Annotated in this window: 12 protein-coding genes; 2 read left to right on the forward strand and 10 right to left on the reverse strand. The window is 59.4% G+C overall.

Annotation, left to right across the window (positions count from 1 at the left end; translation table 11 throughout):
• Positions 1–197: 197 nt before the first annotated feature.
• The 7 genes from AWM79_RS07955 to AWM79_RS07985 form a co-directional block, all read right to left on the reverse strand.
• On the reverse strand, positions 198–953 hold the full coding sequence (locus AWM79_RS07955) for an iron-containing redox enzyme family protein (protein ID WP_218165943.1): 756 nt from the start codon (positions 951–953) through the stop codon (positions 198–200).
• 78 nt (positions 954–1,031) lie between these two features.
• A complete protein-coding gene (locus tag AWM79_RS07960; protein WP_060782565.1) occupies positions 1,032–3,491 on the reverse strand; it encodes an EAL domain-containing protein in 2,460 nt (819 codons plus the stop codon).
• A 211-nt stretch (positions 3,492–3,702) separates the two neighbouring features.
• The gene (locus tag AWM79_RS07965) at positions 3,703–5,511 is read right to left on the reverse strand and encodes an ABC transporter ATP-binding protein (RefSeq protein ID WP_060782566.1); all 1,809 of its coding nucleotides are present in this window, start codon (positions 5,509–5,511) and stop codon (positions 3,703–3,705) included.
• Positions 5,504–6,106, reverse strand: a complete 603-nt coding sequence (locus tag AWM79_RS07970) for a DsbA family protein (RefSeq protein ID WP_167375451.1) — start codon at positions 6,104–6,106, stop codon at positions 5,504–5,506. The genes AWM79_RS07965 and AWM79_RS07970 overlap by 8 nt, the downstream gene beginning before the upstream one ends.
• Positions 6,107–6,142: 36 nt before the next feature.
• Complete coding sequence (trhO, locus tag AWM79_RS07975; RefSeq protein WP_060782567.1) at positions 6,143–7,081, reverse strand: oxygen-dependent tRNA uridine(34) hydroxylase TrhO; 939 nt, start codon at positions 7,079–7,081, stop codon at positions 6,143–6,145.
• Positions 7,082–7,250: 169 nt separating this feature from the next.
• On the reverse strand, positions 7,251–7,544 hold the full coding sequence (locus tag AWM79_RS07980) for a BolA family protein (protein WP_017131519.1): 294 nt from the start codon (positions 7,542–7,544) through the stop codon (positions 7,251–7,253).
• 12 nt (positions 7,545–7,556) lie between these two features.
• Positions 7,557–8,078 carry a DUF2059 domain-containing protein gene (locus AWM79_RS07985; protein ID WP_017131520.1) on the reverse strand — a complete coding sequence of 174 codons (522 nt, stop codon included), beginning with the start codon at positions 8,076–8,078 and terminating at the stop codon, positions 7,557–7,559.
• 193 nt (positions 8,079–8,271) lie between these two features.
• Between AWM79_RS07985 and AWM79_RS07990 the strand changes: the two genes are divergently transcribed.
• Positions 8,272–9,666, forward strand: coding sequence for a class II fumarate hydratase (locus tag AWM79_RS07990; RefSeq protein WP_017131521.1), 1,395 nt, complete (start codon positions 8,272–8,274; stop codon positions 9,664–9,666).
• 20 nt (positions 9,667–9,686) lie between these two features.
• Here AWM79_RS07990 and AWM79_RS07995 read toward each other — a convergent pair whose 3' ends face one another.
• Positions 9,687–10,640 (reverse strand): DMT family transporter, encoded by a 954-nt coding sequence (locus tag AWM79_RS07995; protein ID WP_026013120.1) that lies wholly within the window; start codon positions 10,638–10,640, stop codon positions 9,687–9,689.
• A 204-nt stretch (positions 10,641–10,844) separates the two neighbouring features.
• Positions 10,845–12,365, reverse strand: a complete 1,521-nt coding sequence (gene pap / locus AWM79_RS08000) for a polyphosphate:AMP phosphotransferase (RefSeq protein WP_017131523.1) — start codon at positions 12,363–12,365, stop codon at positions 10,845–10,847.
• A gap of 136 nt (positions 12,366–12,501) precedes the next feature.
• Between pap and mnmC the strand changes: the two genes are divergently transcribed.
• Positions 12,502–14,502: a bifunctional tRNA (5-methylaminomethyl-2-thiouridine)(34)-methyltransferase MnmC2/FAD-dependent 5-carboxymethylaminomethyl-2-thiouridine(34) oxidoreductase MnmC1 gene (gene mnmC, locus AWM79_RS08005; RefSeq protein WP_026013121.1), complete on the forward strand. Its 2,001-nt coding sequence runs from the start codon at positions 12,502–12,504 to the stop codon at positions 14,500–14,502.
• A gap of 20 nt (positions 14,503–14,522) precedes the next feature.
• Here mnmC and AWM79_RS08010 read toward each other — a convergent pair whose 3' ends face one another.
• On the reverse strand, positions 14,523–19,394 hold the full coding sequence (locus AWM79_RS08010) for an NEL-type E3 ubiquitin ligase domain-containing protein (protein WP_244159626.1): 4,872 nt from the start codon (positions 19,392–19,394) through the stop codon (positions 14,523–14,525).
• Between the last annotated feature and the right edge of the window lie 195 nt (positions 19,395–19,589).

Here is a 19,589-nt window from a genome sequence, read left to right on the forward strand (position 1 = left end):
TAATGCGCCGTGGCGCAATACCGCCACGGCGAGCATCGCTGGCGACCAGCTGCTCAAGGTCGTCGCTGTCTCGATCAAGAGCTGTCTGCGTAATATCGACCGGTGTTTCGCTATGGCGAGGAAGTCGACATTATGCCTTCTACGACGCGCACAAAGCGCCTTGTCTGTCGCCAAGCGTAGAGGTTGCAACCCATTACTTAACCTTCAGCGAGTTCTAGCTGGCGCTCACGGACAAGCGAGGTCTTTTCCAACTGCATGCAACGCTCCAGGAACAGGTACATGTAGTCGTAGCTCTTACAGACAGCCTGGCGCAGTTCGACCTGGAGTGCCTTGCTCGGGTTCATGCCCGCCAGGGTACAGACGATCTCCAACGCCTCCCACGGATGAGCATCGTCATACTGGGCATGCATCTTCAGCCATTTCATCGCCCGCTTGCGATCCTCTTCAGGGAACGCCGCCGCATAGACGCCGGTGGAGCAGACCAGCGCCGACCACTCGCCAGTAGCCCCTTCGATCGCGTAGTTGGTCGCGGCGATGGCTACCACCAGCGAATCCGCGGAGCTGGTATGCCAGCACCAATGGCTCAACGCATGCAGCTCAGGGGCAACCTGTTGCGCCTGCAGCTCTTCAAGCGTGACACCATGGGCGCGGCTCCAGTGCACCCAGTAATCGGCATGGTTCAACTCCACGCGAATATTGCGCATCAGCCAACGGCGCGCCATATCCTCGCCAGGGTGGCGAGCAAAGCGTGTCTTGGTGAGATTCTGGGCCATGTACAGCGCAAACTGTTCTACTACCGGCCAGCCGCCAATCAGGTATTGACGCATGGTTTTCGCGCTCAACCTGTTGTCGCGCATCCGTTGGTAAAGTTCATGTTCGACAACCCGGCGCTTGCTCTCGCTACAATCCCGAATAAGCTGCTGTGCCCATGCGGGGTAGCTGGAGGCCTCCATAAGCGGGCCGGTTCTGCTGAATGTGTCGATCACTGTCGAGCTCCTTTTGAGTGGTGATTGTGCAGACCTGCGAAGGTTTCAACGGAACGTGCCAGGCGCCCTGAACAACAACGGTCGAGGTCGCGCGGGACGACACAACAGCGTGTCGCACGTGAACAACTGCGGGCGTTCGATCACATAGCCCTGAGCATAATCGACACCGATCTCCAGCAATGCCTGCTCGATCTGCGGTGTTTCAACAAACTCTGCAATGGTTCGCTTCCCCATGACATGGCCGATGTGGTTGATCACTTCGACCATGGCGCGGTTAATCGGGTCGTCCAGCATATCCTTTACGAAACTTCCATCGATCTTCAGGAAGTCTACAGGCAAATGTTTAAGATAAGCGAATGAGGACATACCCGCGCAAAAGTCATCCAGGGAGAAGTGACAGCCTAATCCTTTGAGCTCATTGATAAAACGAATGGCGCTCCCGAGATTGGAAATAGCACTGGTTTCGGTGATTTCAAAACAGATCAACTGCGGCGGAATGCCGTGCAGGGCAAATTGCTCATAAAGAAAGCCCAAAAAGTTCTCGTCGCCGATGGTGGTGCCTGACAGATTGATCGCACACATCGCCATGGGCTCCTCACCCGCCAGAGCAATGCATTGGGCGACCACCTTGAATACGTTTCGCACCACCCAGCGGTCCAGTTGGCTCATCAATCCGTAGCGCTCGGCCGCCGGAATAAAGCTGTCGGGCAGGATCATCCGCCCCGCCTCATCATGTAATCTCAGCAGGATTTCTACGTGCCCCCCTGCGTGATCGGTCTGACCCAGCGCGGAAATTTCCTGCGAGTACAGGCAAAAACGATCCTCTTCCAAGGCCATGTGCAGACGCTGGACCCAGGCCATTTCACCGAAGCGCAAGGACAACTCCGAATCGTCCGCGTGATACACCTGAACCCGATTACGACCTTTTTCCTTGGCCATGTAGCACGCCATATCCGCTGCGCGCAGGGAGGACTCGAGCGTCGCGGGAGTCTGATGGATATGCACCAAACCAATACTGACCGTCGTGACAAAGGGTCGCCCTTTCCAGACAAAGTGCAGGTTCTGCACAGTCTGGCGTAATCCTTCCGCGATTTTTTCAGAAGCGTCTGAAGGGCAATTCTCCAGCAAAATTCCGAACTCATCACCGCCCAGACGCGCCAGCGTATCGCCTTCGCGCAAACCGGATTGCAACAATGCACAGATATGCCGGAGCAACTCATCACCGGCGGCATGCCCACAGGTGTCATTGACCAACTTGAACTGATCCAGGTCGAGGAACATCAAGGCGTGACGGGCCGGCTGGCGCCCCAGGTTATGCAGCGCCTGTTCCAGCCGGTATTCGAACTCGCGACGGTTGGCCAAGCCGGTCAAGGCATCATGGGTGGCCTGCCAGGACAGATTGGCAATGTATTGCCGCTCCTGAGTCATGTCATGCAATACCAGCACCGCACCACTGACTTTGCCGGCATTGCGGATCGGCGCGCCCACCAACGTCACCGACACGGTGCTGCCATCCAGTCGCTGGATCAGCTTAGAGTGCTCGCTCCCACCGCCCAATTGCCCGCCGAGAATATGCTCGATCAGCGTAAAGCCTTCCTCCTGGGCATTTTCGTCCAGCAGGGTAAATAGTGCCGACAGAGGCAGCCCATAAGCATGGCCGGCCTTCCAGTGGGTCAACTGCTCCGCCGCAGGGTTCATATAGGCAATGGCGCCCTCGACATCAGTGGTGATGACTCCGTCGCCGATGGACTCCAAGGTGATCTGCGCCCGCTCCTTTTCCAGTTGCAAGGCGTCGGCAAAGGCATGGCGCTGGGCCAGCAGCTTGTGCGTGCGTAGCAGGGCCAGGATGATCAGCCCCAAAGCTGTGGTGAGGTTGGTGATCAACAACAGTCGCAGGATGACTCGTGAGCCTTCGCCGAGGGCATCGCTGAAAGCCTTCGCAGCCGGTGTCACACCATCGTTGATGGCGAATATCTGGCTTTTCCAGTGCTGGATATCGGAGGTAGTGGCCATTTTGCTGGAAATCGCCTGGTGCATCTGCTGGGCAACTTCATCTAACAGCACCAGATAACCATCACCCATCGTCCACTTTTCGATGGCCTGTTCGAGATAACTGAAATGGCGGAAATTGAGGTACAGCCAGATCAGGCTGGAGACGTCATCCGGGTGATTGCCGCCTTTCAGGATACCCCGACGCGCCGCCTTCAGATCCGGTGTCGGCGCATCTAGCGCAATACGCAGCTCATGACCGCCCTGAGGCACGGCAATCGCCTGCTGGTACTTGAGGAAAATGGCCTCGTCGCGGCTGTCGGCATACAGGTTGAGATAATAGATCGCGTCCTTCTGGCCCTTTGACCAAAGGCTTTCGCCAGCCACGTAGCCACGCACGGCTGAAAGCACATAGAGGCTGAGACACCCCAGCAATGCCTGAAACAGCACGACGGCGATAAAGGGCCAGACGATACCCAACAACCGAGGCGTTCCGAGAGTTTGCTTGCGCTTCATGAGTTCCCTTGCATCAGCACAGCCAGATGGACTGCCGAGAGAGATCCATTTCTGATAGCACAGACTAGGCTACTTTTCGGCATCTCGAATGGATCGTTGATCCACTCGAAATCACCAAAGCTGACGCACCGCTCCCACGCGAGAGGAAGAAAATGATTTCTTTCAATCAATTCAACCACTAAGCGCATGAAATTGAAAAAGCTCAAGACCCTCAAATTTTCTGCAAGTGCCCGTAAAGCTTAGCGTACAGACCATCCTCGGCAATCAGTTGCTGATGGTCGCCATCTTCGGCGATTCGTCCGCCATCGAACACCAGTATTCGATCGGCCTGTTTTACCGCCGACAGGCGATGGGCGATGATCAATGTAGTGCGGCCACGGAGAAACTGGCTCAGGGCCTGATGCAGATTGTACTCGGTGGCAGCATCCAGCGCCGAGGTCGCCTCGTCGAGAATGACCACCTTGGGTTCGGCCAATACCATCCGGGCAATTGCCAGGCGCTGCCGCTGACCACCGGACAAGCGCACACCGGAACGCCCGACAATGCTGTCCAGGCCCTGGGGCAAAACGCTGATCGTACTTTCGAGCTGGGCGATTTCCAGAGCTCGCCAGCAGGCTTGATCACTGCGGTCGCGGCCCATGGTGAGATTGGCGCGGACTGTGTCATTGAACAGCGCCGGGTGCTGCAATACCACGGCCACGTTCTCGCGCACAGTCTCCAGGCCGATCTCGGCCTGGGACAAGCCGCCAAAACGAATGCTCCCGGACTGCGGCGTATAGAGGCCGAGCAGCAATTGCACCAGGGTGCTCTTACCGCCCCCGCTGGCACCGACGATTGCGACCTTTTCACCGGGAGCGATGGACAGATCCAGTTGATCGAGAACCGGCTCCTGGCCATACGCAAAACTTAGCCCACGCACCTCTATCCCGACCGTTTCGCGTCCGACAAACGGATCGGCGCTACCGGGGTAGCGCGGCTCGTCGTCACGCGCCAGCAATTCGTTGATCCGCGTCAGCGCCCCTCCAGCCGCATAGTAGGCGTATTGCAGGTTGAGCAGTTGCTCCACCGGACCGATCATGAACCATAGATAGCTGAACACGGCGAGCATCTGGCCAATCGACAAGTCCGAAAACAACACGGTGAGCATGGCCGCGGCGCGAAAGATATCGATGCCGAACTGGAACAGCAGGCCGCTGGCCCGCCCCGATGCATCGCTTTTCCACTGAGAGGCCACGGCATAGTCACGCACTTCTCGAGCCCGCAGCCCGAGGCGCCCGAGGAAAAAGCCCTGGCGATTACCCGCGCGCACTTCCTGGATGGCATCGAGGGTTTCCGTCAGCGCCTGGGTAAACCGCGAGGTACTGTCGTTTTCCAGTTTTTTCAAGTGCTTGACGCGCTTGCCCAACTGCACGGTGAAGTAGATGACCAACGGGTTGAACAGCAGAATCAGCAGCGCCAACTTCCAGTGCATCCACAGCAGGATGCCGGAGGTGCCAACCAGCGTCAGCGTGGCCACCAGGAAGCGGCTCAGGGTCTCTCCGACAAACTTGTCGAGGGTATCCAGGTCGGTGACCAGGTGAGTCGTTACCGTGCCACTGCCGAGGCTTTCATATTCGCCCAGGGAAATCCATTTCAGGCGTTCGATCAGGCGGATACGGATACGATAGACAATATCCTTGGCCAACCCGGCAAACAGTCGGGCCTGGAGGACATTGAACAGCAACGCGCCACAACGTAGGCACAGGGTTATCAGCAGCATCAGACCGATATAACCGACTGCACTCTGCAGGCCAGCAGGTAGCACGTGGTTCATCACCCGCAACGCCGCGTCGCCATGCTTGAGCAGCACCTCATCCACCAGCAACGGGAGCAACAGCGGGATCGGTACACTACACAAGGTCGCCATTACCGCGACGGCGTTGGCAACCCATAGGGATTTTTTATGCTGTAGCGCCAGGCGCCGGATCTGCGCCCAGCTCAGGCGATCTGCAGGTTGTTGCGCAGGTTCGGGATCAGGCACAGGCCGCGCGCTCCAGCCAACGGCCGAGCAGCGGTGACAACTCGCAAAGGGGCTGGTAGCCGTTGGTCAACAGCGCCAGCTGGCCATTGCGCTCGGCCAGCAGCGTCGGGAAACCGGCAATGCCGAGATCCTGGACCCAGCTAAAATCAGCCGCCGTGGCCGCATGCTGCTCGGACTTGTCGAAGGCCTCGGCGAACTCGATACGCGGCACGCCGGCCGCTTCGGCCAGTTCCACCAGCACGCTGGCTTGGGTGACATCCCGTCCTTCCACGTAGAAAGCCCGCTGGATCAATCCGACCAGACGCCAAGCGCGATCCGCCGCCAGGCTGCGCGCGGTGATCACCGCCCGACACGCAGGCTCAGTGTCATAGACAAAACCATCGGGCAAGGCGCCTTCGAACCGAAAAGGCTGCCCGGTGACTTCGGTGACCGTCTGCCAGTGCTCAAGGATATAACGCCGGGTGCTCGGCTCCAGGGGCGCGCCACTACCGGTGCGCAAGCCGCCCATCACCAGGTGCAGCTCAACCCCGGCAGCTCGCGCCTGCTCGACCAGGGCCTCGGCCACCGGGGCAAACCCCCAGCACCAGGAGCACATTGGATCCATCACGTAGAGCAGGCGCGCGGACATGATTCAGACCTCGGAAGGTTGGCGATAGTTGTAACCGATCGGGTGAGGTTGGTTGCGCGCTTTTGCCAGCTCGATCTGCTTCTGCCGATCGATGGCACTGCGGCGGGTCTTCTCGCTCAGTGTGTCCCAGCAACGCGGACAACTGATGCCGGCCACATAATGTTCCGACGCACGGTCTTCGACGCTCACCGGGGTACGACAGGCGTGGCACTGATCATAGTCGCCTTCGCTCAGGTCATGACGAACGGTCACACGGTTATCGAACACAAAGCAGTCGCCGCGCCAGCGACTTTCTTCCTCAGGCACTTCTTCGAGGTACTTCAGGATCCCGCCCTTGAGGTGGTAGACCTCGTCGAAGCCCTGGCCGAGCATATAGCTCGAAGCCTTCTCGCAACGGATGCCGCCGGTGCAGAACATGGCGACTTTCTTGTGTCTGGCCGGATCGAAGTGGGCTCTGATGTAGTCGGGAAACTCGCGAAAACTGGTGGTTTTCGGGTCGATGGCGCCTTCGAAGGTGCCGATCGAAACCTCGTAATCGTTGCGGGTATCGATCAGCAGCACTTGTGGATCGGCAATCAAGGCGTTCCAGTCCCGAGGATCGACATAGGTGCCCACCTGCTTGTTGGGGTCCACGCCTTCGACGCCCAGGGTAACGATTTCCTTCTTCAGCTTGACCTTGGTTCGATAGAACGGCTGATCGTCGCAATAGGATTCTTTGTGGTCGATATCCACCATGCGCGGATCGTTCTTCAGCCAGGCCATTAGCCCGTCGATGCCTTCGCGGCTACCGGACACGGTGCCGTTGATGCCTTCCTCGGCGATCAGCAAAGTGCCCTTGATGCCGTTATCGACCATCGCCTGCAACAATGGCTCGCGCAACGCGACGTAATCTTCGAGGGTGACGAACTTGTACAATGCCGCCACGACGATAGGTTGGGTCATGGGTATTTCTCTCCAGGTGGCTGCCCTCGCAAAGGGCGAACCGGACGCAAAAAAACGCGCCGACTAAGCGGCGCGTGGCAAATTCTAGCAAAAAACAGACTCGCAATGCTCATTGACAACCCATCAACCGCGCTTGCTTGCCTGCTTTGGCCTGATCCGGCCTTGCGCGCTAGTGGCCGCCAGCACAGGTCGGCGAAGCCGGCGCCGCACCGATTTTCACCCATTCTTCAGGGGTATAGGTATGCAAGGCCAACGCATGGAACTGCCCCATCAAGTCGCCCAGCGTGGCGTAGACCTGCTGGTGGCGCTTGACGCTGTTCAACCCGGCAAACTGCTCGCAGACCAGCACCGCCTTGAAATGGGTCTGCAACCCACGGCTGTGCATATGGCTTTCATCCAGCACCTGTAGGTGCTCGGGGTGCAAGGCGGCCAAGGCGGTTTCGATACGTTGTTGCATGGTCATTACAGACTCCGCTTACTTCTTCTTCGCTGGGGCCGGTGCCTTGGCCGGAGCCAGCTCATTGGTCATGTCTTCCAGCAGCTTGTTGACCACCGGCACCGCGCTTTCCAGCTTGGCCTGGGTCATTTGCGCCGATTGCTGGGTCAGTTGCGGCATTTTTTCCAGAACCTTCTTGCCCAGCGGCGACTGATAGAACGCTACCAGATCCTTGAGTTCGGACTCGCTGAAGTTACTGGTGTAGAGCTTGACCATGTCAGGCTTAAGCTTGTTCCAACCAATGGCCTGATCCAGGGCGGCGTTGGCTTTGGCCTGGTAGGTATCGAGCAGCGGCTTTTTCGAGTCCGGCGCCTGGGTCTGGGCAAAGCGTTGGGCGAACATTTGCTGCACTTGCTGGTAGACCGGGGTGCCGAGCTTATCGGCATGGGCCAGCGTCAGGAAAGCTTCGGCACTGGCGTTGTGGCTGGCGGTATCGGCGAAAACCTGGCCGCTGGCGCATACCAGAGCAACCGCGGTACAGAGGGCACGAAGGCGAGTCATCGAGTTTCCTTTAAGTAACAGGCGAGGTCAAAACCCCAAGAGCGACATTCTGCACCTAATAAAGTGTGTCACTCAACCCCGACACCGATTGTCACAGCCACCCATCGAGCCAATGATGGTAAAACCTGTGAAAGGAACCTACCTGGCCCATCAGGGCCTAAACTGCGCTATCAGACCTTAAGGAGTGTACCCAATGAGCCGTATCGAAACCGACAGCCTTGGCCAGGTGAATGTCCCGGAAGATGCCTACTGGGGTGCCCAAACCCAACGTTCACTGATCAATTTCGCCATTGGCGAGGAAAAGATGCCGCTGGCGGTGATGCATGCCTTGGCCCTGATCAAGAAAGCCGCGGCTCGGGTCAACGACCGCAACGGCGACCTGCCCGCCGACGTCGCCCGGCTGATCGAACAGGCCGCCGACGAAGTGCTGGCCGGCGAACATGACACACAGTTCCCCCTCGCAGTCTGGCAGACCGGCAGCGGTACCCAAAGCAATATGAACGCGAACGAAGTCATCGCCGGACGCGCCAACGAGTTGGCCGGCAACACCCGCGGCGGCAAATCGCCCGTACACCCGAACGATCATGTCAATCGTTCGCAAAGCTCCAACGACTGCTTCCCCACCGCCATGCACATCGCTGCGATCCAGGCCGTGCATCAGCAATTGCTGCCGGCCATTGCCGAGCTGTCGGGTGGCCTGGCCGAGCTGGCCGCCCGTCATATGAAGCTGGTCAAGACCGGGCGCACCCACATGATGGATGCCACGCCGATCACTTTTGGCCAGGAGGTCTCGGCTTACATCGCGCAACTCGACTATGCCGAGCGGGCCATTCGCGCCACCCTGCCCGCCGTGTGCGAGCTGGCCCAGGGCGGGACGGCGGTCGGGACCGGGCTCAACGCTCCCCAGGGGTTTTCCGAGGCAATCGCCGCCGAGTTGGCGGCCCTGGCCGGCTTGCCATTTGTCAGCGCGCCGAACAAGTTCGCTGCCCTGGCCGGCCATGAACCCTTGACCAGCCTGTCCGGCGCCCTGAAGACCCTGGCCGTGGCCCTGATGAAGATCGCCAACGACTTGCGCCTGCTGGGTTCAGGTCCTCGCGCCGGCCTCGCCGAAATCAGGTTGCCGGCCAATGAGCCAGGCAGTTCGATCATGCCCGGCAAGGTCAATCCGACCCAGTGTGAAGCACTGTCGATGCTGGCCTGCCAGGTCATGGGCAACGATGTGACCATCGGCTTTGCCGCCAGCCAGGGCCACCTGCAGTTGAACGTGTACAAACCGGTGATCATTCACAACCTGCTGCAATCGATCCGCCTGCTGGCAGATGGCTGCCGCAACTTCCAGGCGCATTGCATCGCCGGGCTGGAGCCGGACCCGCTGCAGATGGCCGCGCACCTGGAACGTGGATTGATGCTGGTCACCGCCCTGAACCCGCACATCGGCTACGACAAGGCAGCACAAATTGCCAAGAAAGCCTACGGAGAGAACCTCACCCTGCGCGAAGCGGCGCTGGAGCTGGGCTACCTCAGCGATGAAGAGTTCGACGCTTGGGTACGCCCGGAAAACATGCTGGAATCGGGCAAGAACGGCTGACCCTCCTTGGGTCACCAGGCTTATGCCATTCGCCGGTGCCGGGCCTTGAGCCCGGCAACCAGCGACGGTCCCAGGGCCACCAGCGCCGAGCCGACCGCCACCAACACCGCACCGCCATAGCCCAGACCGTTGATCTCTTCGGCCTGCACAAATTCCGGCCAGAGCCAGGACGCCAGCGCCACCGAGCCAAAGGTCACCAAGGGCGTGATCGCCAGGGTCGCGCTGACCCGCGAGGCCTCCCAATGCGCCAGCGCCTCGGCGAACGCGCCATAGGCGACCAACGTATTCAGACAGCAAGCCAGCAGCAGCCAGCTTTGCAGCGGATTCAACCGCAAGACTTCGCCAGGGTGCGCCCAGGGCGTCAGCAGCAAGGCGCAGAACAGGTAGATCACCATCATCACTTGTAACGAATTCCAGGCCGTCAGCAACTGCTTCTGGCTCAGCGCGTAAAAGGTCCAGACTGTCGAAGCCACCACTATCAGGAGTACGCCAGCGGTGTAATCGCCCAGGGAGGTCAGTAACTCACTCAGACGTTGATTGAAGAACAACCCGAAACCGACCAGCAGCACCAGCAGCCCAATGCCCTGACCCAGGCTGAAGCGCTCCTTGAACACGAACAGGCTGGCGATCAGCAGGAAGATCGGCCCCACTTGCACCACCAGTTGCGTAGTGCCGGGACTGAGCAGGTTCAGGCCCATCAAGTACAGCACATAGTTGCCAGTCAAGCCGAACACCGCCAACGCCACCAGCCAGCCGCCTCGCGGGCCCAGCACGCGCCAGCTCGGCAGGCGCCGCGTGGCCGTCAGGTAGCCGAACAGCAAAGCGCCGGAGACGATCAACCGGCACCAGGTGACGGTCACCGGGTCCATCACCAGCAAGACCTGCTTAAGCTTGATGGGCAGGATGCCCCAGAGCACGGCGGTCAACAAGGCGAGAAACATTCCATAACCCCAACGTCCAGATGAAATATGCATGGAAAGTCCTATGGGCCGAGAGATTAAGGTCGCCATTCTAGTGGCCTGTACGGTGAGTTTGTTAGCTCAAGTTCGGATACCACAATTCCATGGCCCAGGCGCTGTGCCCCGTCTAACCGGGCGATGGCGAGGAGCAGCAACGCCGGCCAGGGGCTTGCAGCACCGAAACTGACTCATAGAACTCACCACACAGGCCACTAGCTCCTATTTCGACTTCTTACTCTTCTTGTCATGCCGGTCGCGTTTTTCGAAGACGTCCTCTATCGCCTGGTTGATCGTGCGCAGTACCTTGACCCGTGCCCAGCGCTTGTCGTTGGCCTCCACCAGGGTCCACGGCGAGATCTCGGTGCTGGTACGGTCGACCATATCATCCACCGCCGCCCGGTAAAGATCCCACTTCTCACGATTGCGCCAATCGTCCTCGGTGATTTTGAAGCGCTTGAACGGAATCGCTTCGCGTTGTTGGAAACGCTCCAGTTGGGTTTGCTTGTCAATGGCCAGCCAGAACTTCACCACGATCACTCCAGCATTGCTCAACTGCTCCTCGAAGTCGTTGATCTCGCCGTAAGCGCGCAACCAGTCGCTGGTGCGGCAAAAACCTTCGACCCGCTCCACCAGCACCCGACCATACCAGGAACGGTCAAACACGGTGAACTTGCCCCGCGCCGGGATCTGCCGCCAGAAGCGCCACAGATAAGGCTGGGCCCGCTCGTCCTCACTGGGCGCGGCAATCGGCACGATGCTGTACTGGCGGGGGTCGAGAGCGGCGGCCAGACGGCGGATCGCACCGCCCTTACCCGCCGCGTCATTGCCCTCGAACACCGCGACAAGGGCGTGTTTGCGCATGCGCTTGTCGCGCATCAGCCCCGACAGCCGCGCCTGCTCGGTGATCAGTTGCTCTTCATAATCCGCTTTCTCCAGGCTCAGGGTCATGTCCAGACTGGCGAGCAGACTCATCGAGTCGACACCCGTGGGCAGCGGCGCAGTATGAGTCGGTCGCGGTTCCACCTGAGAGGACTTCAACGCCGCCTGCAAACCTTCGAGGAGAATCTTCCCCACCGTCAGGCTGCGGTAGTGCGGATCGTTGCCTTCGATCACATGCCAAGGGGCATAATCGCGACTGGTCCGGCGCAGCACCCGCTCACCGAAATGCACAAAGGTGTCGTAGGTCTGCGACTGTTGCCAATCCAGCGGGCTGAGGCGCCAGCTGTGCAGAGGATCATCCTGCAAGGCCTTGAGCCGGGCTTTCATCTGCTTCTTGGAAAGATGGAACCAGAACTTGAAGATCAGCGCGCCTTCATCGCAGAGCATCTGCTCCAGGCGCTCGACCCCGGCAATGGCCTGGTCGAGCACCGCGTCCTTGAACAGCTCGTGTACCCGTCCCTGCAGCATCTGGCTGTACCAGTTACCGAAAAACACCCCCATCCGCCCCTTGGCCGGGAGCTGCCGCCAGTAGCGCCAGGCAGGTGGGTGGGCCAGTTCTTCATCGGTCTGCTGATCGAAGGTGCGGACTTCGATCAGCCGCGGGTCCATCCATTCGTTGAGCAATTTGACGGTCTCGCCCTTGCCGGCGCCCTCGATGCCGTTGATCAGCACAATCACCGGGAAATGCTTACGCTGCTGCAATTCGAACTGAGCTTCGAGCAAGGCTTCGCGCAGGGCGGGCACCTGGGCGTCGAAGGTGTCTTTGTCGATGGCGTGACCGATTTCAGCGGATTCGAACATGGCGGGCTCCTTCCAGAATTGATCAAGGTTAGCGGATCAGACCGCCCCGAGGGTCAGTAAGTCCCTGACATTTGCCCTGCAATGTACTCCCGACCAATCGGCTAGAATGGCCGACTGTTTGTTCACGAGTTCCACCATGAGCCGCGTACCGCCTCACGCCCAGATCGACTGGGATGACCAAGGATTGCCTCACTCTCGGATGTTCGATGATGTATATTTTTCCGATGCTTCGGGTCTGGAGGAAACCCGTTATGTGTTTATCGAACAGAATCGCCTGAAAGAACGCTTTGAAACCCTGGAGCCGAACGGGCGGCTGGTGATCGGTGAAACAGGTTTCGGCACCGGGCTGAATTTTCTCTGCGCCTGGCAACTGTTCGAGCAGTGCGCGGTGTCGAGTGCGCGGCTGCATTTCGTCAGCGTCGAAAAGTACCCGCTGAGCCACGCCGACCTGCAACGGGCGCTGGCCCTCTGGCCCGAACTGGCAGCGTTTGCCGCACCGCTGCTCAAGCAGTACGTGGCGATCCATCCCGGTTTCCAGCGCCTGCTACTGGACAATGGCCGGGTCACCCTGACCTTGCTGATCGGTGATGTGCTGGAGCAATTGCCGCAACTGGACGCCCAGGTCGACGCTTGGTTTCTCGACGGCTTCGCTCCGGCGAAAAACCCCGGGATGTGGACCCCCGAGCTGTTCGCCGAACTGGCGCGACTGGCGGCTCCCGGTTCGACTATCAGCACCTTTACCAGTACGGGTTGGGTCCGGCGCTCGCTGAACGCGGCCGGCTTCAAGATGAAACGCACGCCGGGCATCGGCCGTAAGTGGGAGATCCTGCGAGGCGAGTTCGCCGGCTGGCCGGCGGATGCCCCGGCACCGCTATCCCCCAAACCCTGGTTTGCTCGCCCAACTCCCCACTCCGGCGAACGCCGCGCCCTGGTGATCGGCGGCGGCCTGGCCGGTTGTGCCAGCGCCGCGAGCCTGGCCGCCCGTGGCTGGCGAGTCTGCCTGCTGGAACGCCACGAGGCCTTGGCTCAGGAAGCCTCTGGCAACCCCCAGGGCGTGCTGTACCTCAAACTGTCGGCCCATGGCACGGCGCTGTCGCAACTGATTCTCAGCGGCTTCGGGTATACCCGACGTTTGCTCGAACAGTTGCACAAAGGTCTCGATTGGGACAGTTGCGGCGTACTGCAGTTGGCCTTCGACGAGAAGGAAGTCGAGCGTCAGGCGCAGTTGGCTGCTGCCTTCAGCCCGGAGTTGCTGCAGGTGCTGGATCGGGCCCAAGCGCAAGTCCGTGCCGGCGTGACGCTTGAACACGGTGGATTGTTTTTCCCGGAAGGCGGTTGGGTTCACCCGCCAGCCCTGTGTCATTGGCAGGCCGACCACCCGAACATTGACGTGCGTCCCTACAGTCATGCTGTCGAGCTGCGCCAGGTCGAGGGGCAATGGCAGGCCTGGGACGCCAATACCCTGCTGGGCGACGCCCCGGTGGTGATTCTCGCCGGAGCGGCCGAGGTGCGACGTTTCGCGGCTGGTGCGGCGTTGCCGCTCAAGCGCATTCGCGGGCAGATCACCCGCCTGGCGCAAACCGCTGACAGCGCCGTGTTGAACACCGTGGTCTGCGCCGAAGGTTATGTCGCGCCGGCACGCCTGGGTGAACATACGGTGGGGGCCAGCTTCGACTTCAAGAACGACGACCTGGCGCCGACCGCTGCCGAACACATCGGCAACCTGGCGTTATTACAGGACATCTCGCCCGATCTGGCGACGCGCCTGAACGTCGCCGGGCAGGACCCGGCGCAGTTGCAAGGACGCGCCGCCTTTCGCTGCACCAGTTCCGACTATCTTCCGATAGTCGGTCCGCTGGCCGATCCGAAAGCGTTTGCCGAGGCTTACGGCATCCTGGCCCGGGATGCCCGGCAGGTACCACAGGTGCCCTGCCCCTGGCTCGAGGGTCTCTACATCAACAGCGCTCATGGCTCGCGCGGCCTGATCAGCGCGCCACTCTGCGGCGAGCTGCTGGCCGCCTGGCTGGAGAACGAACCGCTGGCGCTGCCACGCGGCGTAGCCGAGGCCTGTCATGCGAACCGCTTCGCCCTGCGGGCGCTGGTTCGAGGCAAACGCAAACCTGGGGCGAACGCCTAAACCGTCGCTTCCATGGCGCATCAGCGCGAGGCTGGATGCTCATCCAATTCGTGCTGGGTGAGCGCCTCAAGAAAGATTTTCTCCTCGGCGATGCGGGTCTCCATCAATATCGACAATCGTCGAGAGTACTGGTCACTGGGCATCAGCGGGGAATTGTTCAGCAACCGTTCCTCCTGATCATGAAACGGTTTGTTGAAACGGATGAAATCGCGCTGATATTTCCTCTTCAGGTAGTCGATCCAGAAATCGCGCGAAGCAATGAAGGTCTTCAGGGCAGGCATATGTTCAGTTTGCCGGATACGATTGCGCGCTGCCAGAATCTGTTCTTCGGTGACATTGGCAATGGACCTGAAAACCATTTCCTTCGGCTGCCCGGGCAAATACAGGGAACGCCCCAGACCGACCCTGTAGGCCAGATTCACTTCGACCTCATCGACAGGACTCGATGAGGTCGCTTCGGGCCTGTCGGATAGATCCCTGATGTGATCCCGGGCCACCTCATCAATGCGCTCCAGGCGAAACAGACCGCGTGCCAGTTTCAGCAACTCCGTCGGCTCGTCGCTGCGGGACGCCAGGACGCGGGCCCTGGCCAACAACACACGGACTTCCAGGTGACTGAAATTTCGCGCCGCGCTGTCGACACAGGTCATCGGATTGGCCGCCAGGTCGAACAATTCAGTGCGCAATGCCGTGTCCTTGGTCGCGGCCTCCAGCACCTCCCAGACGCGTCGTGTCAAATCCGCTCGAATCTTCTGATACTCGGCACTGCCGCTCAGACGCGCCAATAGCAGGAAAAACTCTTCGGACCCTTCCTCATGCCTCAAGTCGTGCCACAAGTCCCGCAGGGTGTCCCGACGCTCCCCGTCCGCAATGTCGGTCAGCCAACGCTGACGCGCGCTGTAGTCATCCAGCGCCAGCTCCGTATCTGGAATGCCGAAGCTGATTCCAACGCGTTCCCGATAGGCGGCCAACAGATTCTGGTTGTCTACGGTAAAGGGATTGTTACGCAGGATGATCCGCCGATTGATCGATGAAGGTGCCGTGTAGAGGCCCTGCGGCACGTTCTCGATGCGGTTGTCGCGCAGGTCCGCTTCGTACAGGCGAACCCGTGTCAACAGCCCCGCGGGCAAACCATCGATCCCGGTTGAGCGCAACAGCAAGCGACGCAGGTGCGGCATTTGGCTGACATCCAGCAGACGGACATCGAAATTACCATTCAGGTTCAGCACTTCAAGGTTGTGCAAGCTCGACAATACGTTGACCGAACCGGGGCTCAGCGTGATCCGGTTATCCTGTAGATACAGCTCCCTGAGCTGGCTCATATCGGCAATCGCACTCGGCGGAAACTCCAGCCGATTATTGTTCAATTCCAGTTTGCGCAAATTGGGAAAGTGCTCGAGAAAACTTTCGGGAATCCGATCCAGCCCCATGCTATTGAGCGAAAGCTCGGTGACATGATCAAAATTGATCCCGGAGGGTAGGCTCGGCAAACTACCGACCCGCAAGCCGGCCAAGCTCAGGCTGCGACCGATGACCATACCACTCTCGTCATAGGTTTTGGGGGTTTGCCGGCGCCAACACCGCTCGATGATCGAGGCAGCCTGCTCACGGCTTTCGGCGATACCTCCCAGCCAGGCGTGCGTGCGAGTAGTCGCCTGTTCCCCTCGCCAGTCGAGCAGCGTCGAGCGCAACTTGCGCAGTTCATCCTCAAGGTCCTCCAATTGGCTTTTGACCAGCGCCGAATCCTCGCCCATGGAAAAAAGGAAGTTGCGCGCCTCCGGCTCGCACAAGTCCGGATACAGCCGGGTCACTCTCCGCAGGCCACGTCGCGATCCATAGACGATGCCCCGCCTGACGCGCAAGCAACCCTGGGTGTCGCCATCGCGCCAGGCCGGCGAACGATAACCGGGCTTGCGCGCAGGTAGGCCAAGCTCCTCTTCGAGCAAGACACGTGGATGCGCCACCAAATTGGACATCAACCGCTTGTGCAGCAGGTCGGCCCCATCCAGCTTGATCGCCATGACACTACGCTCGCTCAACCGCAAGGCACTCAGTACCGCGCCACTCAGAGCATCGGGGCGCGCGAGCGGTCGCCCCAGGCTCAGGCCCTCGTTATCAAAGACCTGGTATCCCCGCGCGCTCCTGACCAGAACCCGACGCCTCGGTAAATCGTCAGTGCCCATCTTGAACAACAGCGAACCATCAAAATGCTCATGACGAATCTCCCAGAGCACGTCCGATGGCCATCCATTCATTGTTTTCGCCATAAGCAACTGCAACTTGGCGTTATCCAGACTGCCCTGGCTTTTGAGGAAACCTGTATCCAGCGCGTGGTTGAGCAGAATTTCACGTCGCCCCTCGTTCGCCGTTTCAACCAACGACAAAGGCACGCGATCACGCCGATCCAATTGCTCTTTCACCACATCGCTCGTTTGTCCTAGGAGTTCACGCAGCACCCCGTTCGGTAAATCGGCAAAGCTTTGCCTGAAGTTCATCGGCAACCCGACATCCGTTACGCAGTACAAACGGTAAAGACGCTGGAACACCGCGAAGCGCTGCTCGCGTACCTGCTGGCGCAGCACTTCTTCCAGCAGTGCCGATACTTGCTCGGTGGACGCCCCTGGGCTGAGCAATGCCTGCTGATCCTGTATCGTCAGTTTGTTCCAAATGCCCCTCAGGCCGTCCGCCTCGAGGTCGCTGGCCCGCACCATCAGCCGATGCGGTTGCGTTGTCAGGTCCGCCCCATATTCACCCAGCGGTTTGTTCGCCGAATCAATGAGCATGATCGTGTGATCGCGGGGCCAATTCTTGAGGCCAGGCAAAATCTGCAACTTCAAATCCAACAAGCGCGCCGTGGCCGCCGCGGGCGCCTCGGCAGGCGCGAGCAGCCAACTCAACTCGTTGTCCAACCTGAAACGCTGTATCGAGTCGAGCAAGGGAGCTGGGATCTTCGCATCGTTCGCGTGCATCCAACGCAACATCGATTCGTCGAGTCGATGAATCAACAGGATATGCTCGATATTTTCATCGCTCAGCAAACGCACATCAGGCCCCAGGCGACGAAACAGATAAACCGGATCGTGCCATTGCAAGGGCCATTCATGGGCCAGCCTCCAGGCTCCAGAGCCATTGTGTTCGAGCAAGGGTTCGTAGGCCGCCTCACGCAACGGATGCCGCAGGCGCCAGGCTCCCATGGACTGATCCCAATAGGCCCGGTAAGGCTCGCCGGCGATATCCAGGTAACGATGTCCTTCCCCCGCATCTGCTTCCAGATAAAACCCCTCATGATCCAGCGCCGTGTCCGCAAGATCGGGAACGTCATGACGATAACTGCCCAGGTCGCTCTGCCACAACCGATAGCGACCATCGTTCGATCTGACCGGCACCAGGTCGTCGAAAAAACTCGAAGGTCGCTGGAAAAAGCCCTTGAGCGCCTTACTTCCCCAATGCATGGCCACACCCATTGCGACCATGGTCGCAATGTCCTCGGCAACCGACATCATGTGCGTGATCGCCTCATCACGGTCACCATGCTGCCAATCCTGATACCCCTCATAGACCTCACTCAGCAGTTGTCCGACCGCGACCCCCATCATCAGCAAGCCGAGCCAGGGATTGACGAAAGCGGCCAGGTTCAACAGCGTCATGCCCAACCCCGACAAAGACAGATATAAGGCTTCGCGAGCATCCTGGTCGACGTCTTCGGTCGGCACGGCCACATATCGCGCATCCGCCTGAAGCCGCAGGATCTGTTGTCGATAGAGATGGAAAAACAATTCATCGTCCAGCGGCATCAGCTTCAGCTGTAGATCAGCCGCAGGATTCAAGGACCTTGTGACCGCGCCGTCGGCACCTCGGGTCTCAACGGTCAACAGTTTCCTCAACCGCGACAGGAAACCCGGCAAGTCCCGCTTGCTGACAAAAGCGCTAAAAAAGCGTTCATACGCCGGCTGCCAAAGGCGACGGCGTAGCTCCATCTGGAACGCGTCCAGCGAAGCATAGAGCTTGAAGCGCGTCAGCGGATCATTGGGAATATGCACCAGTACCCGATCTTTCATGCTCACGGGCTCGGTCGGTGGCGTGTTCTGCAACGTGAACAGACAAATGCCCGACAAGGTCACACCGAGCATCTGCAATTCGTTGGCCACCATGCTCGAACCCTCTGCGACAAGGGTGACATTCAACTCGATCAACCTGCCGACCTGCTGACGAGCCGCGTCATCGATGTCTTTTTTCAGGTAGGCGATATGCGCGTCCACCAACATATCGGCTTTCTTTTGTTGCATGATCGTCGATTGGATTCGCAACGCATCGCTATCAGACTCCTCTTCGAGCGTCTCTTGGGTCTCGGAGAGATGAAAAAATTCGCACAGGTGTTGCTGGTAGAGTTTTCCCAGATCGAGCCGACGCACCACTTCCATGAAAGCTTGTGGGGTGACTTCTGGCGCAATTGTCAAATTCCGATCCAGGCTGACATGGGATAGAGGGGGTAGACGCTCGTTCGCTTCGAAGTTGTGCAGCGCAGCCTCGAGTAAGCTGCGACGGGTATAAGTCATCGGAAAAAAGTAACCCGTCCCGACAGACGACGGCAGCGCGGGCCATCGATTGGCGACATTCAGTTTGCCGTGGTGAATATCCAACCCTGGGCCGAATCGCTGGTGCAGTGCGTTCTCCAGCAAAGGCGCAGAAAAATCCTCGATGCTTTTCAGATCCTTGAACCATAAGGACACTTGCTCCTTGAGGAGCTGACTGCGGCGTAGATCTTCGCGCAAACGCACGATATCTCCGGGCCGAGCCGCCAGCAACCACGGCGGAGCATGGGTATTGATCACCTCTTCGTTATAGCTCTGCTCACTCAGAACCGACGGAACAAAATGGGTAACGGCCGACATTTCAAATTTCCTTTTTTTAAGAGTCCGCCGCCCGCTGCTTTTCAGGGCGGCGACTATCGCTTCCAGCGTCTCGGTGCCACAGCGACCTATCGGCCTGGCGCCAAGCTCCTTACACAACGCCGTGCGCTGGGTCGCGGGACTCGGTCCAGGCGCTCTGGATCGTTGCCGTGACGATAGCAGTCCATTTGGCCAAAA

The organism is Pseudomonas agarici, assembly GCF_001543125.1.
GTDB classification, from domain to species: Bacteria; Pseudomonadota; Gammaproteobacteria; order Pseudomonadales; family Pseudomonadaceae; genus Aquipseudomonas; species Aquipseudomonas agarici.